This window comes from Streptomyces hirsutus, assembly GCF_001418415.1.
Lineage (GTDB): Bacteria > Actinomycetota > Actinomycetes > Streptomycetales > Streptomycetaceae > Streptomyces > Streptomyces hirsutus.
On sequence record NZ_LIQT01000052.1, the window covers coordinates 1 to 18,521 of the forward strand.

Genomic DNA, 18,521 nt, shown 5'->3' on the forward strand with positions numbered 1-18,521 from the left:
TTCACCCGCAGCCGCGGCTGCGGGTGAAGGGGACGGTGGCGGCGCGGGCCGAGGAGCTGGGGGTGCGGTCGTGGCACGTCTCGCTCAGCCATGACGCCGGGGTGGCGTCGGCGGTCGTCGTCGCCGAAGGGTGACGGGCATGGACCGGTCGAGCCTGCTGGGCTTTCCCGGCGTCGGGGAGGTCGGGGACCGGCTGCCGGTGTGGGGCGAGGCGCTTCTCGCCGTCGCCGCTCTGCTCGTGGTGGTGTTCACGGTGGTGCGCATGGTGCGGTTGGCCCGTCGGTCGGGGCGCGGGCGGCGGCGCCGGTGACCGGCCGGGCGTGCGGAATGGGAACTTGTGTTCCCCGCGGTCGCTGGCCCGGGTGGTGTCCGTGTGATCGGGGCACCGATGTGCGGCGGTCGCGCATATCGTCTCACTGGAGGGCTCGGGAGGCCACGCCGTTCCCGTTGGCAACCTAGAGGGATCGGGAAGGGTGAAGGCATAGTGCAGGCAAGGACGGTCGCAGAAGCGGTCGGCTGCGCCCGTTACACCTACCGGCTGCGCGTGCCGTCGGCTGCGCGGGTGGCGTTGGAGGCCGAGTGGGATCGCTGCCGGTGGGTGTGGAACGAGTGCGTGGCGCGCGCGAAGAAGGACCACCAGGACGGGGAGTCCTGCGGTCCCGCCCGGCTGGACAAGATGCTGACCGGGGCCCGTTCGGCCACACCCTGGCTGGCCGCAGGTTCCTCGGTGCCTCAGCAGCAGATCATCCGCGACTTCGCCAAGGCTCGCGCGAAGGCCCTTAAGGACATCAAGGACCGTCTGCCGCTTGGGCGGCGGGCGGGCCTGCCGAAGCACCGGAAGAAGCGTGAGGCGCGGCCGACGCTGAACTACACGCAGCGTGGTTTCCGGCTCAAGGGCGGGCGTCTGCACCTCGCGGGCGGGATCGCGATGGGGGTGGTGTGGTCGCGTGCGCTGCCGGACGAGCCGTCGAGCGTGCGGGTCTATCGCGACAGCCTCGGGCACTGGTACGCCTCCTTCGTCGTCCCCGCCGTGGTGCAGTTGCTCCCTTCGGCCGGTGCGGTGATCGGCATCGACTGGGGCGTGCGGGAGACGGCGACCACCACCAGCGACGCCCACGACCTCCCGCACGCCCGGCACGGCCACAACGCCAAGGAGAAGCTGACCCGTTACGACCGGATGACGGCCCGCCGCAGACCCGCCAGGGGGCAGGCCGCCTCGAAGGGCTACCAGGAGGCGAAGCGGCTGCGGGCGAAGGCGTACACGAAGATCGCCCGGCAGCGGCAGGACACCGCCCGCAAGTGGGCCAAGAAGATCGTGCGCGACCACGACGTGATCGCGGTGGAGGACTTCCGCCCGAAGTTCCTCGCCCGCACCAGCATGGCCCGCAAGGCGGCCGACGCGGCGATCGGCGCCACCAAGCGGGCCCTGCTCGAGATGGGCCGCAAGCACGGGCGGGACGTGCGCCTGGTGCATCCCGCGCACACCACCATGGACTGCGCCCGGTGCGGAGCGAGAACCAAGCACGCACTGCCGCTGTCGGAACGCACCTATACCTGCACCGCGTGCGGAGCCGTCTCCCCCCGGGACAAGAACTCCGCCCGCGTGATGCTTCTCCGGGCAGGTCTGAACCCGGCTGGTGTTGATCGCGTAAGACTCGATCGCTCGCCGAGCGAACAAGCAGCGTGAGCCAGGAATCTCCCTCGTTCACGAGGGAGAGCATTCAAGTTGTAGCAGTTCTCGACGGACGCGCGGGCTTCGACAGCTTTCGACCGGCTTCCGGGCTGCGGCACGGCCTCCGGCGAGCGGCAGTCGGGCCGTTCCGTGCGGGACACTCGGACGTATGCGGACTGCGTACGGCGTGGAGACGGTCAGGGCGGCGGAGCGGGACCTGATGGCGCGGCTGCCGGAGGGGGCGCTGATGCAGCGCGCCGCCGCCGGGCTCGCCGCGGCCTGCGCGGACCTGCTCGGACGGAGCCGTGGCCGGGTCTACGGCAGCAGGGTCGTCCTGCTGGTCGGCAGCGGGGACAACGGCGGCGACGCCCTCTACGCCGGCGCCCGGCTGGCCCGGCGCGGCGCGGGCGTCACGGCGGTGCTGCTCGCGCCGGAGCGCGCCCATGCCGCCGGGCTCGCGGCACTGCGCCGGGCGGGCGGCCGGACCGTGGAGATCACCGATGCCGACACCGAAGCCGGCGCCGACAGGGGGACCGGTGCCGACACCGCTGCCGTCGCGGCGGTCCGGCGGGCCGATCTCGTCGTGGACGGCATCGTCGGAATCGGCGGCACGGGCGGACTGCGCCCGGAGGCGGTCCCGCTCGCTGAGGCCGCCGAACGCTCCGGTGCCACGGTCGTCGCCGTCGACCTGCCGAGCGGCGTCGACGCGGACACCGGCGAGGTGCGCGGCACCGCGCTGCGGGCCGACCTCACGGTGACCTTCGGGACGCACAAGCCGGGGCTGCTCGTCGACCCGGCGCGGGGGTACGCGGGGTCGGTGCGGCTCGTCGGCATCGGTCTCGACCTGCCCGCCGAGCCGGAACTCGAGGCGCTCCAGCACGCCGACGTGGCCCGGCTGCTGCCGGTGCCGGGCGCGGAGAGCGACAAGTACCGGCGCGGTGTCGTCGGGGTCGCCGCGGGGTCGGCCCGCTACCCCGGAGCCGCCGTGCTCGCGGTCGCCGGTGCGCTGCGGGGCGGTGCCGGGGCCGTACGGTACGCCGGTCCCGCCGCGCGGGACGTGATCGCCCGCTTCCCCGAGACGCTGGTGTCCGACCGGGGGCCGAAGCACGCCGGGCGGGTGCAGGCGTGGGTCGTCGGGCCGGGGGCCGGGGACGACGCCGGCCCGGTGGCGGAGGTGCTGGCGGCGGACGTCCCGGTGCTGATCGACGCGGACGGCCTGCGGCTGGCCGACGCCTCGGCCGTACGGGCCCGCCCCGCGCCGACCCTGCTGACCCCGCACGCCGGAGAGGCCGCCGCGCTGCTCGGCGTGGAGCGCGAGGAGGTCGAGGCCGGCCGGCTGGCCGCGGCGCGTGAACTGGCCGCACAGTACGGGGCGACCGTGCTGCTCAAGGGCTCCACGACACTGGTCGCCGACCCGGGGAACGGGAGCGCGGACGAAAAAGGTACCGCGGTACGGGTGAACCCGACCGGGACGTCCTGGCTGGCCACGGCCGGGAGCGGGGACGTCCTGTCCGGCCTGGCGGGCTCGCTGCTGGCGGCTGGCCTGCCGGCCCGGGACGCCGGCAGCGCGGCGGCCTACCTGCACGGGCTCGCGGGACGTCGCGCGGCGGACGGCGCACCGGTGGGGGCGCACGACGTGGCGGAGGCGATCCCGGGGGCGTGGCGGGACGTCATGCGCGGGTGAGACCGCGGGATTCCGTACCCGGGCCGGGCAGGACATGGAGCCCGGGCCGGGGCCCGGCCCGGGCGGCGTCGTACCATCCCACCGCGGCGGTCCTGTACCACTCCCGGTGAGGCGTCGTACCACTCTGAGAGACTGGGGTGCGATGAACGAGAACGATGCTGTGCGCAAGGCGACCCTCCGGGCCCGTGCCGAGATCGACCTGGGCGCGCTGCGCGCCAATGTGCGGAGCCTGCGCGCCCACGCGTCCGGGGCCGCCCTCATGACCGTGGTCAAGGCGGACGCCTACGGGCACGGCGCCCTCGCCTGCGCGCGGGCGGCCGTCGAGGCCGGGGCGTCCTGGCTCGGTACGGCCACCCCGCAGGAGGCGCTGGCGCTGCGCGCGCCCGGCGCCGGGATCCCCGCCGACGTGCGCGTCATGTGCTGGCTGTGGACGCCCGGCGGGCCGTGGCGGGAGGCGATCGAGGCCGACCTCGACGTCGGCGTCAGCGGCATGTGGGCGCTGGAGGAGGTCACCGCGGCCGCGCGTGCCGCCGGACGGCCCGCGCGCGTGCACCTCAAGGCCGAAACCGGCCTGGGGCGGGGCGGCTGCACGCCCGCCGACTGGGCCGGGCTGGTCGCCGCGGCACGCGCCGCCGAGGCCGACGGGCTGCTGCGCGTCGTCGGCCTGTGGTCGCACCTCGCCTGCGCCGACGAGCCGGGACACCCCTCCATCGAGGCCCAGCTCACCCGCTTCCGGGAGATGGTGGCGTACGCCGAGCAGCAGGGTGTGGACCCCGAGGTCCGGCACATCGCCAACTCGGCCGCCATCCTCACCCTTCCCGACAGCCACTTCGACCTCGTCCGGGCCGGCGTCGCCACGTACGGCGTCTCGCCCAGCCCCGAGATCGGCGTCCCCGCCGACTTCGGGCTGCGCCAGGTGATGACCCTGACCGCCTCCCTCGCCCTGGTGAAGCACGTCCCGGGCGGGCACGGCGTCTCGTACGGCCACCACTACGTCACCCCGGGCGCCACCACCCTCGGCCTGGTCCCGCTCGGCTACGCGGACGGCGTCCCGCGCCACGCCTCCGCCGCCGGCCCGGTGCTGATCGAGGGCAAGTTGCGTGCGGTCGCGGGGCGGATCGCGATGGACCAGTTCGTCGTCGACCTCGGCGGGGAGGAGCCCCCGCCGGGCACCGAGGTGGTGCTCTTCGGTCCCGGTGACCGGGGCGAGCCCACCGTCGAGGACTGGGCGCAGGCCGCGGGCACCATCGGGTACGAGATCGTCACCCGGATCGGAAGCCGCGTCCCGCGCGTCCATGTGAACGGCGTGACGGCGTGACGAAGTAGCACGCCGAAAAGCCCGTACGTCCGTACGTCCGTACGTCCGTATGTCCGTAGGCTCGTCCGACCGTGCACGCATGAGGAACGACAGAGGAGCCAGTACGTGAGCGAGAGCAGCGTGGAGGCCGTCAACGCCGCCGTCACGACGGCTGCCGCCTCCGTCGCCGAAGCGTCCAACGGCTGGCGCCGGGCGACCGGGATCGCCGGCGTCGCGATAGGCGTGCTCGCCACGGGTGCCGCCGCCGGGGTCGCCATAGAACGGATGACCGTCGGCCGGGGCATGCGCATGAAGGCCCGGCTCGCCCTCGACTCCACCGGACCGTACGGCTCGCTGCGCGGCACCCCCGGCAAGGCGTACGCCGAGGACGGCACCGAGCTGTACTACGAGGTCGACGACCCCGACCCGGACCCGGACGCCGAACCCGCGCGCCGCCGCCGGCTGTTCGGCCGCAAGCCGCCCGCCCCCGTCACCGTCGTCTTCAGCCACGGTTACTGCCTCGGCCAGGACTCCTGGCACTTCCAGCGGGCCGCGCTCAGGGGCGTCGTACGGGCCGTGTACTGGGACCAGCGCAGCCACGGCCGTTCCGGGCGGGGCGCGGCCCAGGTCGAGCGGGGCGAGCCGGTCACCATCGACCAGCTGGGGCAGGACCTCAAGGCCGTCATCGACGCCGCCGCGCCCGAGGGGCCGATCGTGCTGGTCGGGCACTCCATGGGCGGGATGACGGTGATGGCCCTCGCCGACCGGTACCCCGAGCTGATCCGTGAACGGGTCGTCGGTGTCGCCCTCGTCGGTACGTCGCCGGGACGGCTGGGCGAGGTCAATTTCGGGCTGCCCGTGGCCGGGGTCAACGCGGTGCGGCGGGTGCTGCCGGGGGTGCTGAAGGCGCTGGGGCAGCGGGCCGAGCTGGTGGAGAAGGGGCGCCGGGCCACTGCGGACCTGTTCGCCGGGATCATCAAGCGGTACTCGTTCGCGGCCCGGGATGTCGACCCGGCCGTCGCCCGGTTCGCCGAGCGGATGATCGAGTCCACCCCGATCGACGTCGTCGCCGAGTACTACCCGGCGTTCAACGAGCACGACAAGACCGAGGCCCTCGCCCACTTCGCCGGTCTCCCGGTGCTCGTGCTGGCCGGGGTGAAGGATTTGATCACGCCCAGCGAGCACAGCGAGGCCATCGCCGGGCTGCTGCCGGACGCCGAACTGGTGCTGGTGCCGGACGCCGGGCACCTGGTCATCCTGGAGCATCCGGAGGTGGTCACCGACCGTCTCGCCGATCTGCTCGCCCGCACCGGGGCGGTGCCCGCCACGACTACCGTGGGTGGCTGTGACCCCGCCTCCTCCTGACGGAGGCGCATGCCGGCCCTTCTCGGCCGGGGTCCCGCCCGAACCGCCCCCTCGCGGGGTGCGGCCCATGTACTACTGCGAGTGAGTGATGATGGAAGAAGTCGCAGCGTCCCTCCCGTCCGTCCGGCTGGTCGTCGGTTCCCCCGACCGGATGCGGGACCTGGGCCGTGCCCTCGCCAAGCTGCTGCGCGCCGGCGACCTCGTGATGCTCACCGGCGAGCTGGGGGCGGGCAAGACCACGCTGACCCGTGGGCTCGGCGAGGGGCTCGGGGTGCGGGGCGCCGTCACCTCCCCGACCTTCGTGATCGCCCGGGTGCACCCGTCCCTGGGGGACGGACCGCCGCTGGTCCACGTCGACGCGTACCGGCTGTCGGGCGGACTGGACGAGATGGAGGACCTCGATCTCGACGTCTCGCTGCCCGAGTCGGTGATCGTCGTGGAGTGGGGCGAGGGCAGGCTCGAGGAGCTGACCGACGACCGGCTCCAGATCGTCATCCACCGCGCGGTCGGCGACACCACGGACGAGGTCCGGCACGTGACGCTGACCGGTCTGGGCGACCGCTGGGCGGGCACGGACCTGAGCGCACTGTCGGCCTGAGCGCGTCGTCCCGGCCCGAGCGGGGTGGGCGGCGCCCTGTGCCCGTGGTGTCCGTTCTCCCTGCGTTCCGACAAGGTGTCGGTAAAATCTTGCATTTGGTGTCCCGAGCGTGGTCACATGGTATCCAGCTCGTAGTTAGGTCTACCTAACTACGTCCGCCCCCGGCCCCAGGAGGCGTCCATGCCGCCCACCGAGAGCTCTCGCAGGACCGAGGCGCGGCCGCAGTCGTTCGCCGGGGTGTCGATGCGCGACCTGCTGGCGGCCGGCGCGGCCGCCGCCGCGATCTCCACCCCGCCCCGCGCTCCCGAACCGCACCCGCGGCCCCGGCTCGCCGAGCCGGGGAACGGCCATCGCGAGGCCGCCTGATCCGGGCCCGCCGCCGTGGTCGTGCGTCATGCGCCCATGGGCCGTGGAGCGGAGGCGCGCCCGCAGTCGGTAGGTCGCGGGCGATGTCGCGGCTACCGTACGACGACGACCTTGCGGCCGATGACGGCGAACCTCCACATGGCCTCGCCGTCCGCCCGGGTTTCACGGATGCCGCCGGTGGGGAGCTCCGGGTCCGGTGTCGGTGCCGCGGCCGATCCGTCGACCGCCGCGCTGAAACCGATCGCCGTGCCGTTGTTGCTCGCGAAGCGGACGACGTGTTCGACGGGGATGCCGTCCGATCCCATGATGCTCCTCGAGCGGGAGGTGACCCGGTAGGTGCCCGGTTCCGGGTCCACCGTGCTGGGGTCGACCGGGAAGGTGCGCCGGATCTTGCCGCCCTTCTCGACCAGCCACACCCGGTCGACGCCCAGGGCGTAGACGACCCGGGAGCCCTGGCCGGAGCCCTCGGGCAGGGCGCCGGGGGAGTCCTTGTCCCGGTCCGCCTGCAGGGCGGTCCGCGCGGTGTCCGTACGGGCGGTGTGCGCAGCGGCCCGTGCGTTCGCCGACGCCTGGTAGCCGAGGACGCCGACCGTCAGGAGGGCCGCCGCGGTCAGCCCCGCCACGATCGCCGAGCTGTTGCCTGTCACCGCCGTCATCACCTCTGTCCCGTCCCGGCGGCCCGCCGTTTTCCGTCGCACCCGCTCCCGCGCCGTCACCGCCGTCACCGCCGTCGCCACCGCTCCGGTGGCGATCGTTCGGGATCGTCCGGAATCGTCCGGAGTGTGCGTGCGTCGACGTGACGGTAGCAGTACGTGACCGTCCGACCGGGCCGTCCGACACGGGGTGCGGGGAGCCGTAGGCTGTTTGTGTGCTCCTGCTCGCTCTGGATACCGCCACCCCTGCCGTCACCGTCGCGCTGCACGACGGCGACGACGTCATCGCCTCGTCGAGCCAGGTGGACGCCCGCCGCCACGGCGAACTGCTGCTCCCGGCGATCGACCGGGTGCTCGCCGAGGCCGGTCTGAAGGCGGACGCCCTCACCGGGATCGTCGTCGGCATCGGCCCCGGACCATACACCGGGCTGAGGGTCGGCCTGATGACCGCGGACGCCTTCGGGCTCGCGCTCGGCGTCCCCGTGCACGGGGTGTGCACGCTGGACGGCCTCGCGTACGCCGCCGATCTGGAGGGCCCCTTCGTCGTGGCGACCGACGCCCGCCGCAAGGAGGTCTACTGGGCGCGGTACGCCGACTCCCGTACCCGCCTCACCGACCCCGCCGTCGACCGGCCCGCCGACATCGCCGGGCAGGTCGCGGGGCTGCCCGCCGTCGGCGCCGGCGCGCTGCTGTACCCCGAGACCTTCCCCCGAGCCCACGAGCCCGAGTACGTGACCGCCGCCGCCCTCGCCCGGCTGGCCGCCGAGCGGCTGGCGGCCGGCGTGGAACTGCCCGCGCCCCGGCCGCTGTACCTGCGCCGGCCCGATGCCCAGGTCCCCAAGAACTACAAGGTGGTCACCCCCAAGTGACACAAGTGACAGGGTCCGAGAAGGTCACGCTGCGCGAGATGCGCTGGTGGGACATCGAGCGAGTGTTCCAGCTGGAGCGTGAGCTGTTCCCCGAGGACGCCTGGTCACGGGGGATGTTCTGGTCCGAGCTGGCCCATGCGCGCGGTCCCGCGGCGACCCGCCGTTACGTGGTCGCCGAGGAGGACGGCCGTCTCGTCGGATACGCGGGCCTCACCTCCGCCGGTACGGCGGCCGACGGCGAGGAGGGCACGGGCGAGGCGACCGGAGTGGCCGACGTCCAGACGATCGCCGTCAGCCGGGGCCACTGGGGCACCGGCCTCGGTTCGCGGCTGCTGACGGAGCTGCTGCGGGCGGCGACCGCGTTCGAGTGCGCCGAGGTGCTGCTGGAGTGCCGGATCGACAACGTCCGGGCCCAGAAGCTGTACGAGCGCTTCGGCTTCGAGACCATCGGCGTCAGGAAGGGCTACTACCAGCCGGGGAACGTGGACGCCCTGGTGATGCGGCTGACCGACCCGTCCACCTCCGTCGATCCGTCGCTCCGGCGCACCCCGGAGACCCCGTGAACCCCGCGATCCCCGTGAACCCCGCGATCCCAGTGAACGGCGTAGAAGGAACCGAGACCCATGGCTGACGAACCCCTGGTACTGGGGATCGAGACCTCCTGCGACGAGACCGGTGTCGGCGTCGTCCGGGGTACCACCTTGCTGGCGGACGCCGTCGCCTCCAGCGTCGACGAGCACGCCCGCTTCGGCGGTGTCGTCCCCGAGGTCGCCTCGCGCGCCCACCTGGAGGCGATGGTCCCCACCATCGGCCGCGCGCTGAAGGAGGCGGGGGTGAGCGCCCGGGACCTGGACGGCATCGCCGTCACCGCCGGTCCGGGTCTCGCCGGTGCGCTGCTGGTCGGCGTCTCGGCGGCGAAGGCGTACGCCTACGCCCTCGGTAAGCCCCTGTACGGCGTCAACCACCTCGCCTCGCACATCTGCGTGGACCAGCTGGAGCACGGGCCGCTCCCCGAGCCGACGATGGCGCTGCTGGTCTCCGGCGGCCACTCCTCGCTGCTGCTCTCCTCGGACATCACCTCCGACGTCCGTCCGATGGGCGCCACCATCGACGACGCGGCCGGCGAGGCCTTCGACAAGATCGCGCGCGTGCTGAACCTCGGTTTCCCCGGCGGCCCGGTCATCGACCGGTACGCGCGCGAGGGCGACCCGTCCGCGATCGCGTTCCCGCGCGGACTGACCGGGCCGCGCGACCCCGCGTACGACTTCTCCTTCTCCGGTCTGAAGACGGCTGTGGCCCGCTGGATCGAGGCCAAGCGGGCGGCGGGGGAGGAGGTCCCGGTGCGTGACGTGTCGGCCTCCTTCCAGGAGGCGGTCGTGGACGTGCTCACCCGCAAGGCCGTACGTGCCTGCAAGGACGAGGGCGTCGACCACCTGATGATCGGCGGCGGAGTGGCCGCCAACACGCGGCTGCGGGCGCTGGCCCGGGAACGCTGCGAGGCGGCGGGCATCCGGCTGCGCGTACCGCGCCCCAAGCTGTGCACGGACAACGGCGCGATGGTGGCCGCCCTGGGCGCCGAGATGGTCGCCCGCAACCGGGCGGCTTCCGACTGGGACCTGTCCGCGGACTCGTCCCTCCCGGTGACGGAACCGCACGTGCCGGGCGACTCGCACGCCCACACCCACACCCACGATCACGTGCACGAGGTCAGCAAGGAGAACCTGTACTCGTGACCGTCGCGTTGATGTGGGAGGCGCGGGCCGTGTCCGGCCGGGGCGAGGAACTGCTCGCCTGGGCCGGGGAGCAGGTGCGGGGACTGCCCGCCGATCCCGCCCCCGTGCGCCGGGAGACCTTCCGCGCCCCGCAGGACCGGGTCCTCGTCATCACCTGGTGGGACGCCCCGTACGACGCCGACCTGCCCGAACTCCCCGAACCGGACGGGGATCTGGTCACCCGCGCGGTGCATCGGTGGCGCTTCGAGTCGGTGGCGACGGGCTGACCGTCCAGTTCGACGTCGATGCCGGCCAGCAGCGCCGCGTGCGCCGCCTCGGCCGGGGGCGCGGCGACCCGGTGCAGGTTTTCCAGGAAGCCGATGCCGAAGTAGTCGGCGACGACCGTGCCGGTGAATCCCCATTCCTCCCGCAGGAGCCGGGTCAGCAGGGCCGGGTCGGCCGAGGCGGGCACGCCGTCCGTCTCGGTGTACGCGGCCATCACCGAGCGCGCCCCGCCCTCGCGCAGCGCCATCTCGAACGGCGGCAGGGTGACGTCGGCGAACTCCCGGACGCCCGCCCGCACGGGAGCGAGATTGCGGGCGCCGGCCGAGGAGGCGTATCCGGCGAAGTGCTTGAGGGTGGCGACGACCCCGGCGGACTCCAGCCCGCGCACATGGGCGGTGCCGATGGTGCCGACCAGGTACGGGTCCTCGCCGATCGTCTCCTCCACCCTGCCCCGGCGCGGATCGCGGACGACGTCCAGGACCGGCGCGAGGCCCTGGTGGACGCCGACCGAGCGCAGGTCGCGGCCGATGCGCCGGGCCATCTCCTCGACCAGCTCGGGGTGGAAGGCGGCGCCCCAGGCCAGTGGCACCGGGTAGGCGGTGGCCTGCCAGGCGGTGAATCCGGCCAGGCACTCCTCGTGCGCGACCGCCGGGATGCCGAACCTGCCCGCCGCCGCGATCCGGCGCTGGGCGCGGGCCAGCGCCTGCGTGCCGAGATCCGGGTCGACGGGGGCCGTGCCGAAGGGGCGGGTGAGCTGGCCGAGGCCGAGGGCGATCAGCTCGTCCCAGTCGTAGTCGGAGGTCATGTCGTGCTGGTGGGGGGCGACGCCCTCGCCGTCCGTGTCCGCGCCCACCCATACCCCGTACAGCTGGGCGGTCTTCTCCTCCAGGGTCATCCGGGCGAGCAGGTCGTCGACACGGGCTGCGGCGGGCAGGGCGGGGTCACGCCAGGGCGCGGTGGTCATGAAGCTCCTGTCGGGTGGACGGCGGGCCCTCTCGCAAAGGTTCTCGACGCGGTGACCGGGGCGAGGCCGGGTCCGCGGTCGGGAGTTACGAATGTTTCGGACTATATGTCGAATGTTCCGGGAACCTATGGCGCAAGGAATACTTCGTCAAGGGGTCCCGCAGGGATACGATCGCGGCCATGACTTCCTCGCAGCCCGCCGAAACCCGGACGCGAGGGCGCAGCGCGCAGACTGCGACCCTTGCCGAGATCGCCCGCGAGGCCGGTGTCTCGGCACCGACTGTTTCGAAGGTCCTCAACGGCCGTGCCGATGTCGCCCCCGCCACCCGGCGCCGGGTCGAGGAACTGCTGCGCGCCCACGGCTACCGGCGCCGGCGCGCCGAGGCCACCCGCTCGCCCCTGCTCGACCTGGTCTTCCACGAACTCGAGAGCGCCTGGGCGATGGAGGTCATCCGGGGCGTGGAGAACGTGGCGAGGGACGCGGGACTGAGCGTGGTGCTCTCCGAGAGCGCGGGGCGGCTCACCCCGGGGCGGACCTGGGCCGACCAGGTCGCCGCCCGCCGCCCGCACGGGGTGATCCTCGTCCTGTCCGGCCTCGACGAGTCCGGGCGGGCGCTGCTGACCAGCCGCTCCATCCCGTTCGTGGTGATGGATCCGGCCGGTGACCCCGGTACCGACGTGCCCTCCATCGGTGCGACCAACTGGCAGGGCGGGCTCGCCGCCACCCGGCATCTGGTCGAGCTGGGGCATACCAGGATCGGGGCGATCAGCGGGCCCTCGCAGATGATGTGCAGCCGTGCCCGCATCGGCGGTTACCGGGCCGCGCTGGAGACCGGCGGGCTTCCGGTGGACCCCGGGCTGATCATGACCGGCGACTTCCACCACGAGACCGGTTACCGCCAGGGCCTCGCCCTGCTGCGCCGCCCCGACCGGCCCACCGCGGTCTTCACCGGCAACGACCTCCAGGCGCTCGGGCTCTACGAGGCCGCGCGTGAGCTGGGCCTGCGGATTCCCGAGGACCTGAGTGTGGTCGGATTCGACGACCTGCCGGTGGCCCGTTGGGTGGGGCCGCCGCTGACGACCGTACGGCAGCCGCTGACGGAGATGGCGGAGGCGGCGGCCAGGCTGGTGCTCGACCTCGGCAAGGGGGAGAACGCTGCGGCGGTCGCGTCCCGGGTGGAACTGGCGACGAGCCTGGTGGTGCGCAGCAGCACGGCGCCGCCGCCGACTGGAGGCTGACGGTTCTCAGGCTTCCGGGCGCCGGTCGGGCCGTGCCCGAAGGGAGTCGCCGAAAGATTCGAAGGTTTCGGCCTGACGCTGCTTGTACGGTGCCCGCTGCCTGGCCGTCGACTCGGCGGTTCTCGGGGTGAGTCCGGGCTGTGAAGTCTGAGAACTTCACGAGAAAACGGTCCGGGAGACGCCGGTTGTCATAATTCGGACTTACGTTCCTGTCTGTGACGGGACACAAGGGCCGAGACGCAGGCCACGGTGAAGGACACAACGGGGCCGGACGCGACGCGTCTTCGGACTCGTCCGAAGACGCGGACATACGACCGGATACGGAACCGGACGCAGGACCGGAGACAGAGCCGGACGCAGGGCCGGACATAGGACCGGACGCAGGGCCGGAGACAGGGCCGGAGACAGAGCCGGACGCAGGGCCGGACGCAGAACCTGGTACGCGGCCGACCCCGGAGACCGGCATGTCGGCGAGGTGGCGGCGCCCGGACCGCCGGGCGCGGGCGCTGAAGATCGCCGGCCTCGCTCTGGCGGGCGCGCTGGTACTGGGCGCCGGGGCGGCCGGCTGGGCGTACTGGCAGCTCGGCGACAACATCACGAGCGTCGACATCGACAGCGCCCTGGGCGACGACCGTCCGGCCAGGGGAACCACCTCCGACCGGGGTGCCTCGGCGTCCGCCTCGGCCTCGCCCCTGCCGACGGGGTCCCTCAACATCCTGGTGCTGGGTTCGGACTCGCGCAGTGGCGGGGAGAACCGGGCACTCGGCGGGGGCGACAGCGGCGGGGCCCGTTCCGACACGGCCATGGTCGTCCACCTCGACGCCGGCCGGACCGCCGCGACCGTGGTCAGCATCCCGCGCGACACCCTGGTCGACCGCCCGGCCTGCCCGCTGCCGGACGGCGGGTCGACGCGGCCGGCGTCCCACGCGATGTTCAACAGCGCGTACGAGGTGGGCGGGCCGGTGTGCGCGGTGAAGACGGCCGAGCTGCTCACGGACGTCCGCATGGACCACTACGTCGAGATCGACTTCACCGGCTTCGCCCGCCTGGTCGACGCGCTCGGCGGCGTCACCGTCACCACGGACGAGGACATCGACGACGACCGGAGCCGGCTGAACCTCGAAGCGGGCACCCACCACCTGGACGGCACCGAGGCCCTCGCGCTGGCCCGCACCAGGTACGGCATCGGGGACAGCAGCGACCTCGGCCGCATAGGACTCCAGCACACGCTGGTGAAGGCGCTGCTGGACCGGATCGGGAAGCAGAGCCTGCTGACCGACCCCGTGAAGCTGTACGAGGTCGCCGACGCGCTCACCAGCAGCCTCACGACCGACACCGGCCTGGACTCGCTGACCGAGCTGACCCGCTTCGCCCAGAGCCTGCAGGGCCTGTCGTCGTCCGCGGTCACCACCCTCACGATGCCGGTGCTCCCGGCTCCCTGGGACTCCAACCGGGTGGTGGCGGACCAGCCGGAGGCGGAGGAGCTGTGGGCGTCGCTGCGGTGACCCGCCGACGGTGACCCGCCGACGGTGACCCGCCGACGGTGACCCGCCGACGGTGACCCGCCGACGGGTCACCGCCATGCGCCGGAAGAAAGTCCGGGAAAAATCGGGGAGCGTGTCGATTCCGGCGTCGCCCGTTCGACGCAGGGGTGAGAGGCCGGGAAGGACCCGGCCCGTACGGCGAACGCCGCACCGCACCACGCCACGAGGAGTCACCATGCCGCGCTTTCTCTCCCTGATCCGGATCGACGAGTCCAACGCGCCCGCGGAAGGGCCCAGCCCCGAACTGATGCGGCGGATGGGCGAGCTGATCGAGGAGATGACGAAGGCCGGGGTCCTGCTGGACACCGCCGGGCTGGCCCCGACGGCCCAGGGCACCCGCGTGCACTACGAGGGCGGACGGCTGTCGACGACCGACGGGCCGTTCACCGAGTCCAAGGAGGTCATCGGGGGCTACGCGCTGATGCAGGCCAAGGACTCGGCCGAGGCGATCGAGTGGGCCGAGCGGTTCCTGAAGGTGCACGAGGAGCACTGGACGGTGACCTGCGAGGTGCGCGAGATCGCGGAGGGCTGACCGGCGGCGGAGCGAACCGGCGGCCGGGCCGCTGCTTGGCACCGGTGCCGCACGGGTGTCTGATGGTGGGCTGTGACATCGCAGCCCACCCCCGCCCGGACACACCGGTCCGTCGAGACCGTCTTCCGCCTGGAGTCCCCGCGGGTGATCGCCGGCGTGGCCCGCCTCGTCCGGGACGTCGGTATCGCGGAGGAGCTGGCGCAGGACGCCCTCGTCGCCGCGCTGGAGCAGTGGCCGAGGGACGGCGTGCCCGACAATCCGGGCGCCTGGCTCATGACCACCGCCAGGAACCGTGCCGTCGACCTGATCCGGCGCCGCGAGAACTACGCCCGCAAGCTCGCCGAGATCGGCCGGGACCCCTCGGCCGTCGCCCCGCCGGAGGATCCCGCGGACCTCGCCGACCCCGACGGCATCGACGACGACCTGCTCCGGCTCGTCTTCACCGCCTGCCACCCGGCCCTGTCCGCCGAGGCCCGCATCGCCCTCACCCTGCGCCTGCTCGGCGGTCTGACCACGGCCGAGATCGCCCGCGCGTTCCTGGTCCCGGAACCGACGGTGGCCCAGCGCATCGTGCGCGCGAAACGGACTCTCGCGACGAGGAACGTCGCCTTCGAGGTGCCCTACGGCCCCGACCGCGAGGCCCGCCTCGGCTCGGTCCTCGACGTCATCTACCTGATCTTCAACGAGGGGTACGCGGCCACCGCGGGCGACGACTGGCTGCGCCCCGGCCTGTGCGAGGACGCCCTGCGCCTGGCCCGCGTGCTGTCCGGGCTGATGCCCGAGGAACCCGAGGTCCACGGCCTCACCGCACTGCTGGAGTTCCAGACGTCCCGTGCCGCCGCCCGCACCGGCCCGGCCGGCGAAGCGGTGCTGCTCAAGGACCAGAACCGGGCCCGCTGGAACCGCATGCTCATCGCCCGCGGCATCACCGCCCTCACCCGCGCCGACGCGGCGTCGAGCGGCGCCCCGGGCCCGTACACCCTCCAGGCCGCCATCGCCGCCTGCCACGCGCACGCGTACCGCTACGAGGACACCGACTGGCGCCGCATCGCCGCCCTCTACGGTCTCCTCGCCGCCCGCGCCCCGTCCCCGGTCGTCGAACTCAACCGCGCGGTCGCCGTCTCCATGGCCGACGGCCCCGCCGCCGCCCTCCCCCTCGTCGACGCCCTGACCGGCGTACCGGCCCTCCGGGACTACCACCTCCTGCCGAGCGTCCGCGGAGACCTGCTGGCCCGCCTCGGCCGCACCGAGGAGGCCCGCGCGGAGTTCACCCGGGCGGCGTCCCTGACCGGGAACGAGCGGGAACGGGAGATGCTGCTGCGACGGGCGGGAGCCCCGGGAGCCTGAGGGGCTCTCCGCGGGAGGCGCCTTCCGGCCCGAAGGTCAGCGCACCGGATGGCCCAGCAGCATCGTCGGGGCGCCGGCGACGCGGGTGAGGAAGACGGTGACGGATGCGGGGCCGTTCGGTTTGGGGAGGGCCTTGCGGCGGAGTTCCTCCGGTTCCACCGCCGAGCCGCGCTTCTTGACGGTCAGGATGCCGACCTGACGCTCACGCAGCAGCGCCTTCAGCTTCTTGACGTTGAAGGGGAGCCGGTCGGTGATCTCGTAGGCGGTGGCGTAGGGCGTCGGGCGGTGCTCGTCGGCGGTGATGTACGCGATGGTCGCGTCGATCAGCCCTCCGTCGAGGTCCTGCGCGACCTCGGCGACGAGATGCGCGCGGATGACGGCGCCGTCGGGCTCGTACAGGTACCGGCCGGGCGGACGCACCGCCGGGTCGGGCAGGCCGCGGGAGAGCAGTGTGCGGGGGCCGGGCAGCAGGGTCGCGCGTACCGCGCCGGGGCCCGGTTCAGGGCCCGGTTCGGGGCTCGACCGCGCGGGGGCGGCCGCGCGCCGGGCGCCGAACCACAGCACCGCCTCCTTCACGTCCCCGCCGTCCGAGATCCACTCGGCCTCCGCGTCATCGGGGACGGCCTCGTGCGGGATGCCCGGCGCGACCTTCAGGGCGGCGGCGAGGGGCGCCCCGCGGGCCGCCTCGATCGCCCAGGACAACGGGGGTGAGTAGGCCTCGGGGTCGAAGATGCGGCCCCGGCCGCCGCGCCGGGCCGGGTCGACGAAGACGGCGTCGTAACCGGCCGTGTCCACCTCCGTGACATCGGCCTCCCGTACCTCGATCAGCGCGGCCAGGCCCAGCGCGTCCGCGTTCGCACGGGCCGCCGCCGCGGTCAGCGGGTCCCGGTCCACCGCGAGCACCCGGATTCCGGCGCGGGCCAGCGCGATCGCGTCCCCGCCGATCCCGCAGCACAGGTCGGCCACCGAGGTCACCCCCAGCTCCTTCAGCCGCTCCGCCCGGTACTCCGCCACGCTCGCCCGGGTCGACTGCTCGACCCCGTTCGGTGTGAAGAACATCCGCCCGGCGTCCTCGGCCCCGAACTTCGCCGCCGCCCGCTGCCGCAGCCGGGCCTGGCCGAGCGCCGCGGACACCAGCTCCGCCGGATGCTCACGGCGCAGCCGGGTGGCGACGGCGAGTTCCCGGGCCGGGTCGGTGTCGCGCACATCGTCGAGGAGGGCGCGGCCCTCGGGGGTGAGGAGCGGGGTGAGGGGCGAGGCGTCGAGGGGCTGCGAGGAGGGCTGGGCGTGGGGCGCGGTGCGGTCGTTCACCGGCTCATTGTGGGCCAGGCGCGGGTCCGGTGTCGGCCAGTCGGTGGACGGTGTGCCGCCGGCCGCGGTGTCGGGCCGGGACCGGGGCGGAGGACTGCCATGATCCGACCCCATGCGAGTAGTAGGACAAAACGACAAAAGGTGGTCGCTGGGTGGTGTGCGGGCCGGTGTTGCCGTACTCGCCCTCGCGGCCCTCGCCCCTCTCGTCGCGGGCTGCGGCCAGGACGGAAAGGGCGGCCCCAACGCCGTCCCGCCCGCGGGCGGGCAGCAGCCCCTCCAGTCGCCCTCGGCCCGCGCGCTCGACTCCCACACCCCCGAACTGCGCGCCGCGCACGCCGCGCACGCCGCGCGCGCGGCCGTCGCGAAGCGCTGGGGGCTCAAGCAGGTACCCCTGACCGCCCCGCCCGCGCCGGAGAAGAAACCCAGGGTCACCACCCGTAAGGGCTTCGAGGTCGACGGCCACCGGAGACTGGACCTCCCCCCGGTCTTCACCACCGTCCCCACCGAGGAGAAGGTCGTCTTCCTCACCATCGACGACGGTGCCGAGAAGGACCCCGCCTTCCTGCGCATGATGAACGAGCTGAAGATCCCGTACACCGCGTTCCTCAGCGACTACGTCATCAAGGACGACTACGGCTACTTCGGGGAGATGCAGGACCGGGGCGTCGGCCTGAACAACCACACCCTGAACCACCCGTACCTGCCGGGCCTTTCCTACGCCCGCCAGAAGCGCGAGATCTGCGGCATGCAGGACGTCATCGAGGAGCGGTACGGCGAGCGCCCCGTCCTCTTCCGCCCGCCGTTCGGCAACTACAACAAGGACACCCTGCGCGCGGCGAAGGCCTGCGGCATCGAGTACGCCCTGCTGTGGAACGAGGAGGTCTTCGTCGACCGCTGGGAGTACCGCGAGTGGGACAGGAAGTTGCGCCCCGGCGACATCGTCCTCACCCACTTCCGGGGCCGCGGCGAATGGGAGGGCACCATGCCCGACATGATCCGCCGCTTCCTGGACAAGGTCACGGCCGAGGGATACGCGGTGGGGCGCCTGGAGGACTACTTGTGATCCGGTGGGTCCGGTGGGTCC

Annotated in this window: 18 protein-coding genes and 2 pseudogenes; 17 read left to right on the forward strand and 3 right to left on the reverse strand. The window is 73.4% G+C overall.

Annotation, left to right across the window (positions count from 1 at the left end):
- The 8 genes and pseudogenes from AOK11_RS04675 to AOK11_RS04710 form a co-directional block, all read left to right on the forward strand.
- Positions 1–134 (forward strand): annotated as a pseudogene (locus tag AOK11_RS04675) (holo-ACP synthase); the annotation flags it as partial.
- Between the two features lie 5 nt (positions 135–139).
- Positions 140–310, forward strand: coding sequence for a hypothetical protein (locus AOK11_RS04680; RefSeq protein WP_157869281.1), 171 nt, complete (start codon positions 140–142; stop codon positions 308–310).
- A gap of 174 nt (positions 311–484) precedes the next feature.
- Positions 485–1,687: an RNA-guided endonuclease InsQ/TnpB family protein gene (locus tag AOK11_RS04685; protein WP_055592351.1), complete on the forward strand. Its 1,203-nt coding sequence runs from the start codon at positions 485–487 to the stop codon at positions 1,685–1,687.
- 154 nt (positions 1,688–1,841) lie between these two features.
- Positions 1,842–3,356, forward strand: coding sequence for a bifunctional ADP-dependent NAD(P)H-hydrate dehydratase/NAD(P)H-hydrate epimerase (locus tag AOK11_RS04690; RefSeq protein ID WP_055592352.1), 1,515 nt, complete (start codon positions 1,842–1,844; stop codon positions 3,354–3,356).
- Between the two features lie 142 nt (positions 3,357–3,498).
- Positions 3,499–4,674, forward strand: a complete 1,176-nt coding sequence (alr, locus tag AOK11_RS04695; protein WP_055592353.1) for an alanine racemase — start codon at positions 3,499–3,501, stop codon at positions 4,672–4,674.
- Positions 4,675–4,779: 105 nt separating this feature from the next.
- Positions 4,780–6,018 carry an alpha/beta fold hydrolase gene (locus AOK11_RS04700; protein ID WP_055592354.1) on the forward strand — a complete coding sequence of 413 codons (1,239 nt, stop codon included), beginning with the start codon at positions 4,780–4,782 and terminating at the stop codon, positions 6,016–6,018.
- Positions 6,019–6,106: 88 nt separating this feature from the next.
- Positions 6,107–6,616 (forward strand): tRNA (adenosine(37)-N6)-threonylcarbamoyltransferase complex ATPase subunit type 1 TsaE, encoded by a 510-nt coding sequence (gene tsaE / locus AOK11_RS04705; protein WP_107098498.1) that lies wholly within the window; start codon positions 6,107–6,109, stop codon positions 6,614–6,616.
- Between the two features lie 180 nt (positions 6,617–6,796).
- Complete coding sequence (locus AOK11_RS04710; protein ID WP_055592355.1) at positions 6,797–6,982, forward strand: hypothetical protein; 186 nt, start codon at positions 6,797–6,799, stop codon at positions 6,980–6,982.
- A gap of 92 nt (positions 6,983–7,074) precedes the next feature.
- Here the strand turns inward: AOK11_RS04710 and AOK11_RS04715 are convergent, their stop codons facing one another.
- Entirely contained in the window at positions 7,075–7,629 is a 555-nt protein-coding gene (locus AOK11_RS04715; RefSeq protein WP_107098499.1) for a hypothetical protein, read from the reverse strand.
- 221 nt (positions 7,630–7,850) lie between these two features.
- Here AOK11_RS04715 and tsaB point away from each other — a divergent pair, with 221 nt between their 5' ends.
- From tsaB to AOK11_RS44500, 4 genes are read left to right on the forward strand one after another with little or no spacing between them, the layout of a single operon-like run.
- Positions 7,851–8,504: a tRNA (adenosine(37)-N6)-threonylcarbamoyltransferase complex dimerization subunit type 1 TsaB gene (tsaB, locus tag AOK11_RS04720; RefSeq protein ID WP_055592357.1), complete on the forward strand. Its 654-nt coding sequence runs from the start codon at positions 7,851–7,853 to the stop codon at positions 8,502–8,504.
- Between the two features lie 38 nt (positions 8,505–8,542).
- A complete protein-coding gene (gene rimI / locus AOK11_RS04725) occupies positions 8,543–9,067 on the forward strand; it encodes a ribosomal protein S18-alanine N-acetyltransferase (RefSeq protein WP_055592366.1) in 525 nt (174 codons plus the stop codon).
- Positions 9,068–9,127: 60 nt separating this feature from the next.
- Entirely contained in the window at positions 9,128–10,237 is a 1,110-nt protein-coding gene (gene tsaD, locus AOK11_RS04730) for a tRNA (adenosine(37)-N6)-threonylcarbamoyltransferase complex transferase subunit TsaD (protein ID WP_055592358.1), read from the forward strand.
- On the forward strand, positions 10,234–10,503 hold the full coding sequence (locus AOK11_RS44500) for a hypothetical protein (RefSeq protein ID WP_055627602.1): 270 nt from the start codon (positions 10,234–10,236) through the stop codon (positions 10,501–10,503). Before tsaD ends, AOK11_RS44500 begins: the two co-directional genes overlap by 4 nt.
- Positions 10,504–10,508: 5 nt before the next feature.
- Here AOK11_RS44500 and AOK11_RS04735 read toward each other — a convergent pair.
- A pseudogene (locus AOK11_RS04735) lies at positions 10,509–11,465 on the reverse strand (glycoside hydrolase family 3 protein); the annotation flags it as partial.
- Positions 11,466–11,644: 179 nt separating this feature from the next.
- Between AOK11_RS04735 and AOK11_RS04740 the strand changes: the two are divergent.
- The 4 genes from AOK11_RS04740 (at position 11,645) to AOK11_RS04755 (ending at position 16,126) form a co-directional block, all read left to right on the forward strand.
- Positions 11,645–12,703 carry a LacI family DNA-binding transcriptional regulator gene (locus AOK11_RS04740; protein ID WP_055592359.1) on the forward strand — a complete coding sequence of 353 codons (1,059 nt, stop codon included), beginning with the start codon at positions 11,645–11,647 and terminating at the stop codon, positions 12,701–12,703.
- Between the two features lie 464 nt (positions 12,704–13,167).
- Positions 13,168–14,208, forward strand: coding sequence for an LCP family protein (locus tag AOK11_RS04745; protein WP_055592360.1), 1,041 nt, complete (start codon positions 13,168–13,170; stop codon positions 14,206–14,208).
- A 214-nt stretch (positions 14,209–14,422) separates the two neighbouring features.
- Positions 14,423–14,779, forward strand: a complete 357-nt coding sequence (locus tag AOK11_RS04750; RefSeq protein ID WP_055592361.1) for a YciI family protein — start codon at positions 14,423–14,425, stop codon at positions 14,777–14,779.
- Between the two features lie 72 nt (positions 14,780–14,851).
- Positions 14,852–16,126 (forward strand): RNA polymerase sigma factor, encoded by a 1,275-nt coding sequence (locus tag AOK11_RS04755; RefSeq protein WP_055592362.1) that lies wholly within the window; start codon positions 14,852–14,854, stop codon positions 16,124–16,126.
- A gap of 36 nt (positions 16,127–16,162) precedes the next feature.
- Here AOK11_RS04755 and AOK11_RS04760 read toward each other — a convergent pair whose 3' ends face one another.
- Positions 16,163–17,437, reverse strand: coding sequence for a THUMP-like domain-containing protein (locus AOK11_RS04760; RefSeq protein WP_055592363.1), 1,275 nt, complete (start codon positions 17,435–17,437; stop codon positions 16,163–16,165).
- 112 nt (positions 17,438–17,549) lie between these two features.
- Here AOK11_RS04760 and AOK11_RS04765 point away from each other — a divergent pair, with 112 nt between their 5' ends.
- Positions 17,550–18,500 carry a polysaccharide deacetylase family protein gene (locus tag AOK11_RS04765; RefSeq protein ID WP_079034634.1) on the forward strand — a complete coding sequence of 317 codons (951 nt, stop codon included), beginning with the start codon at positions 17,550–17,552 and terminating at the stop codon, positions 18,498–18,500.
- Positions 18,501–18,521: the final 21 nt, after the last annotated feature.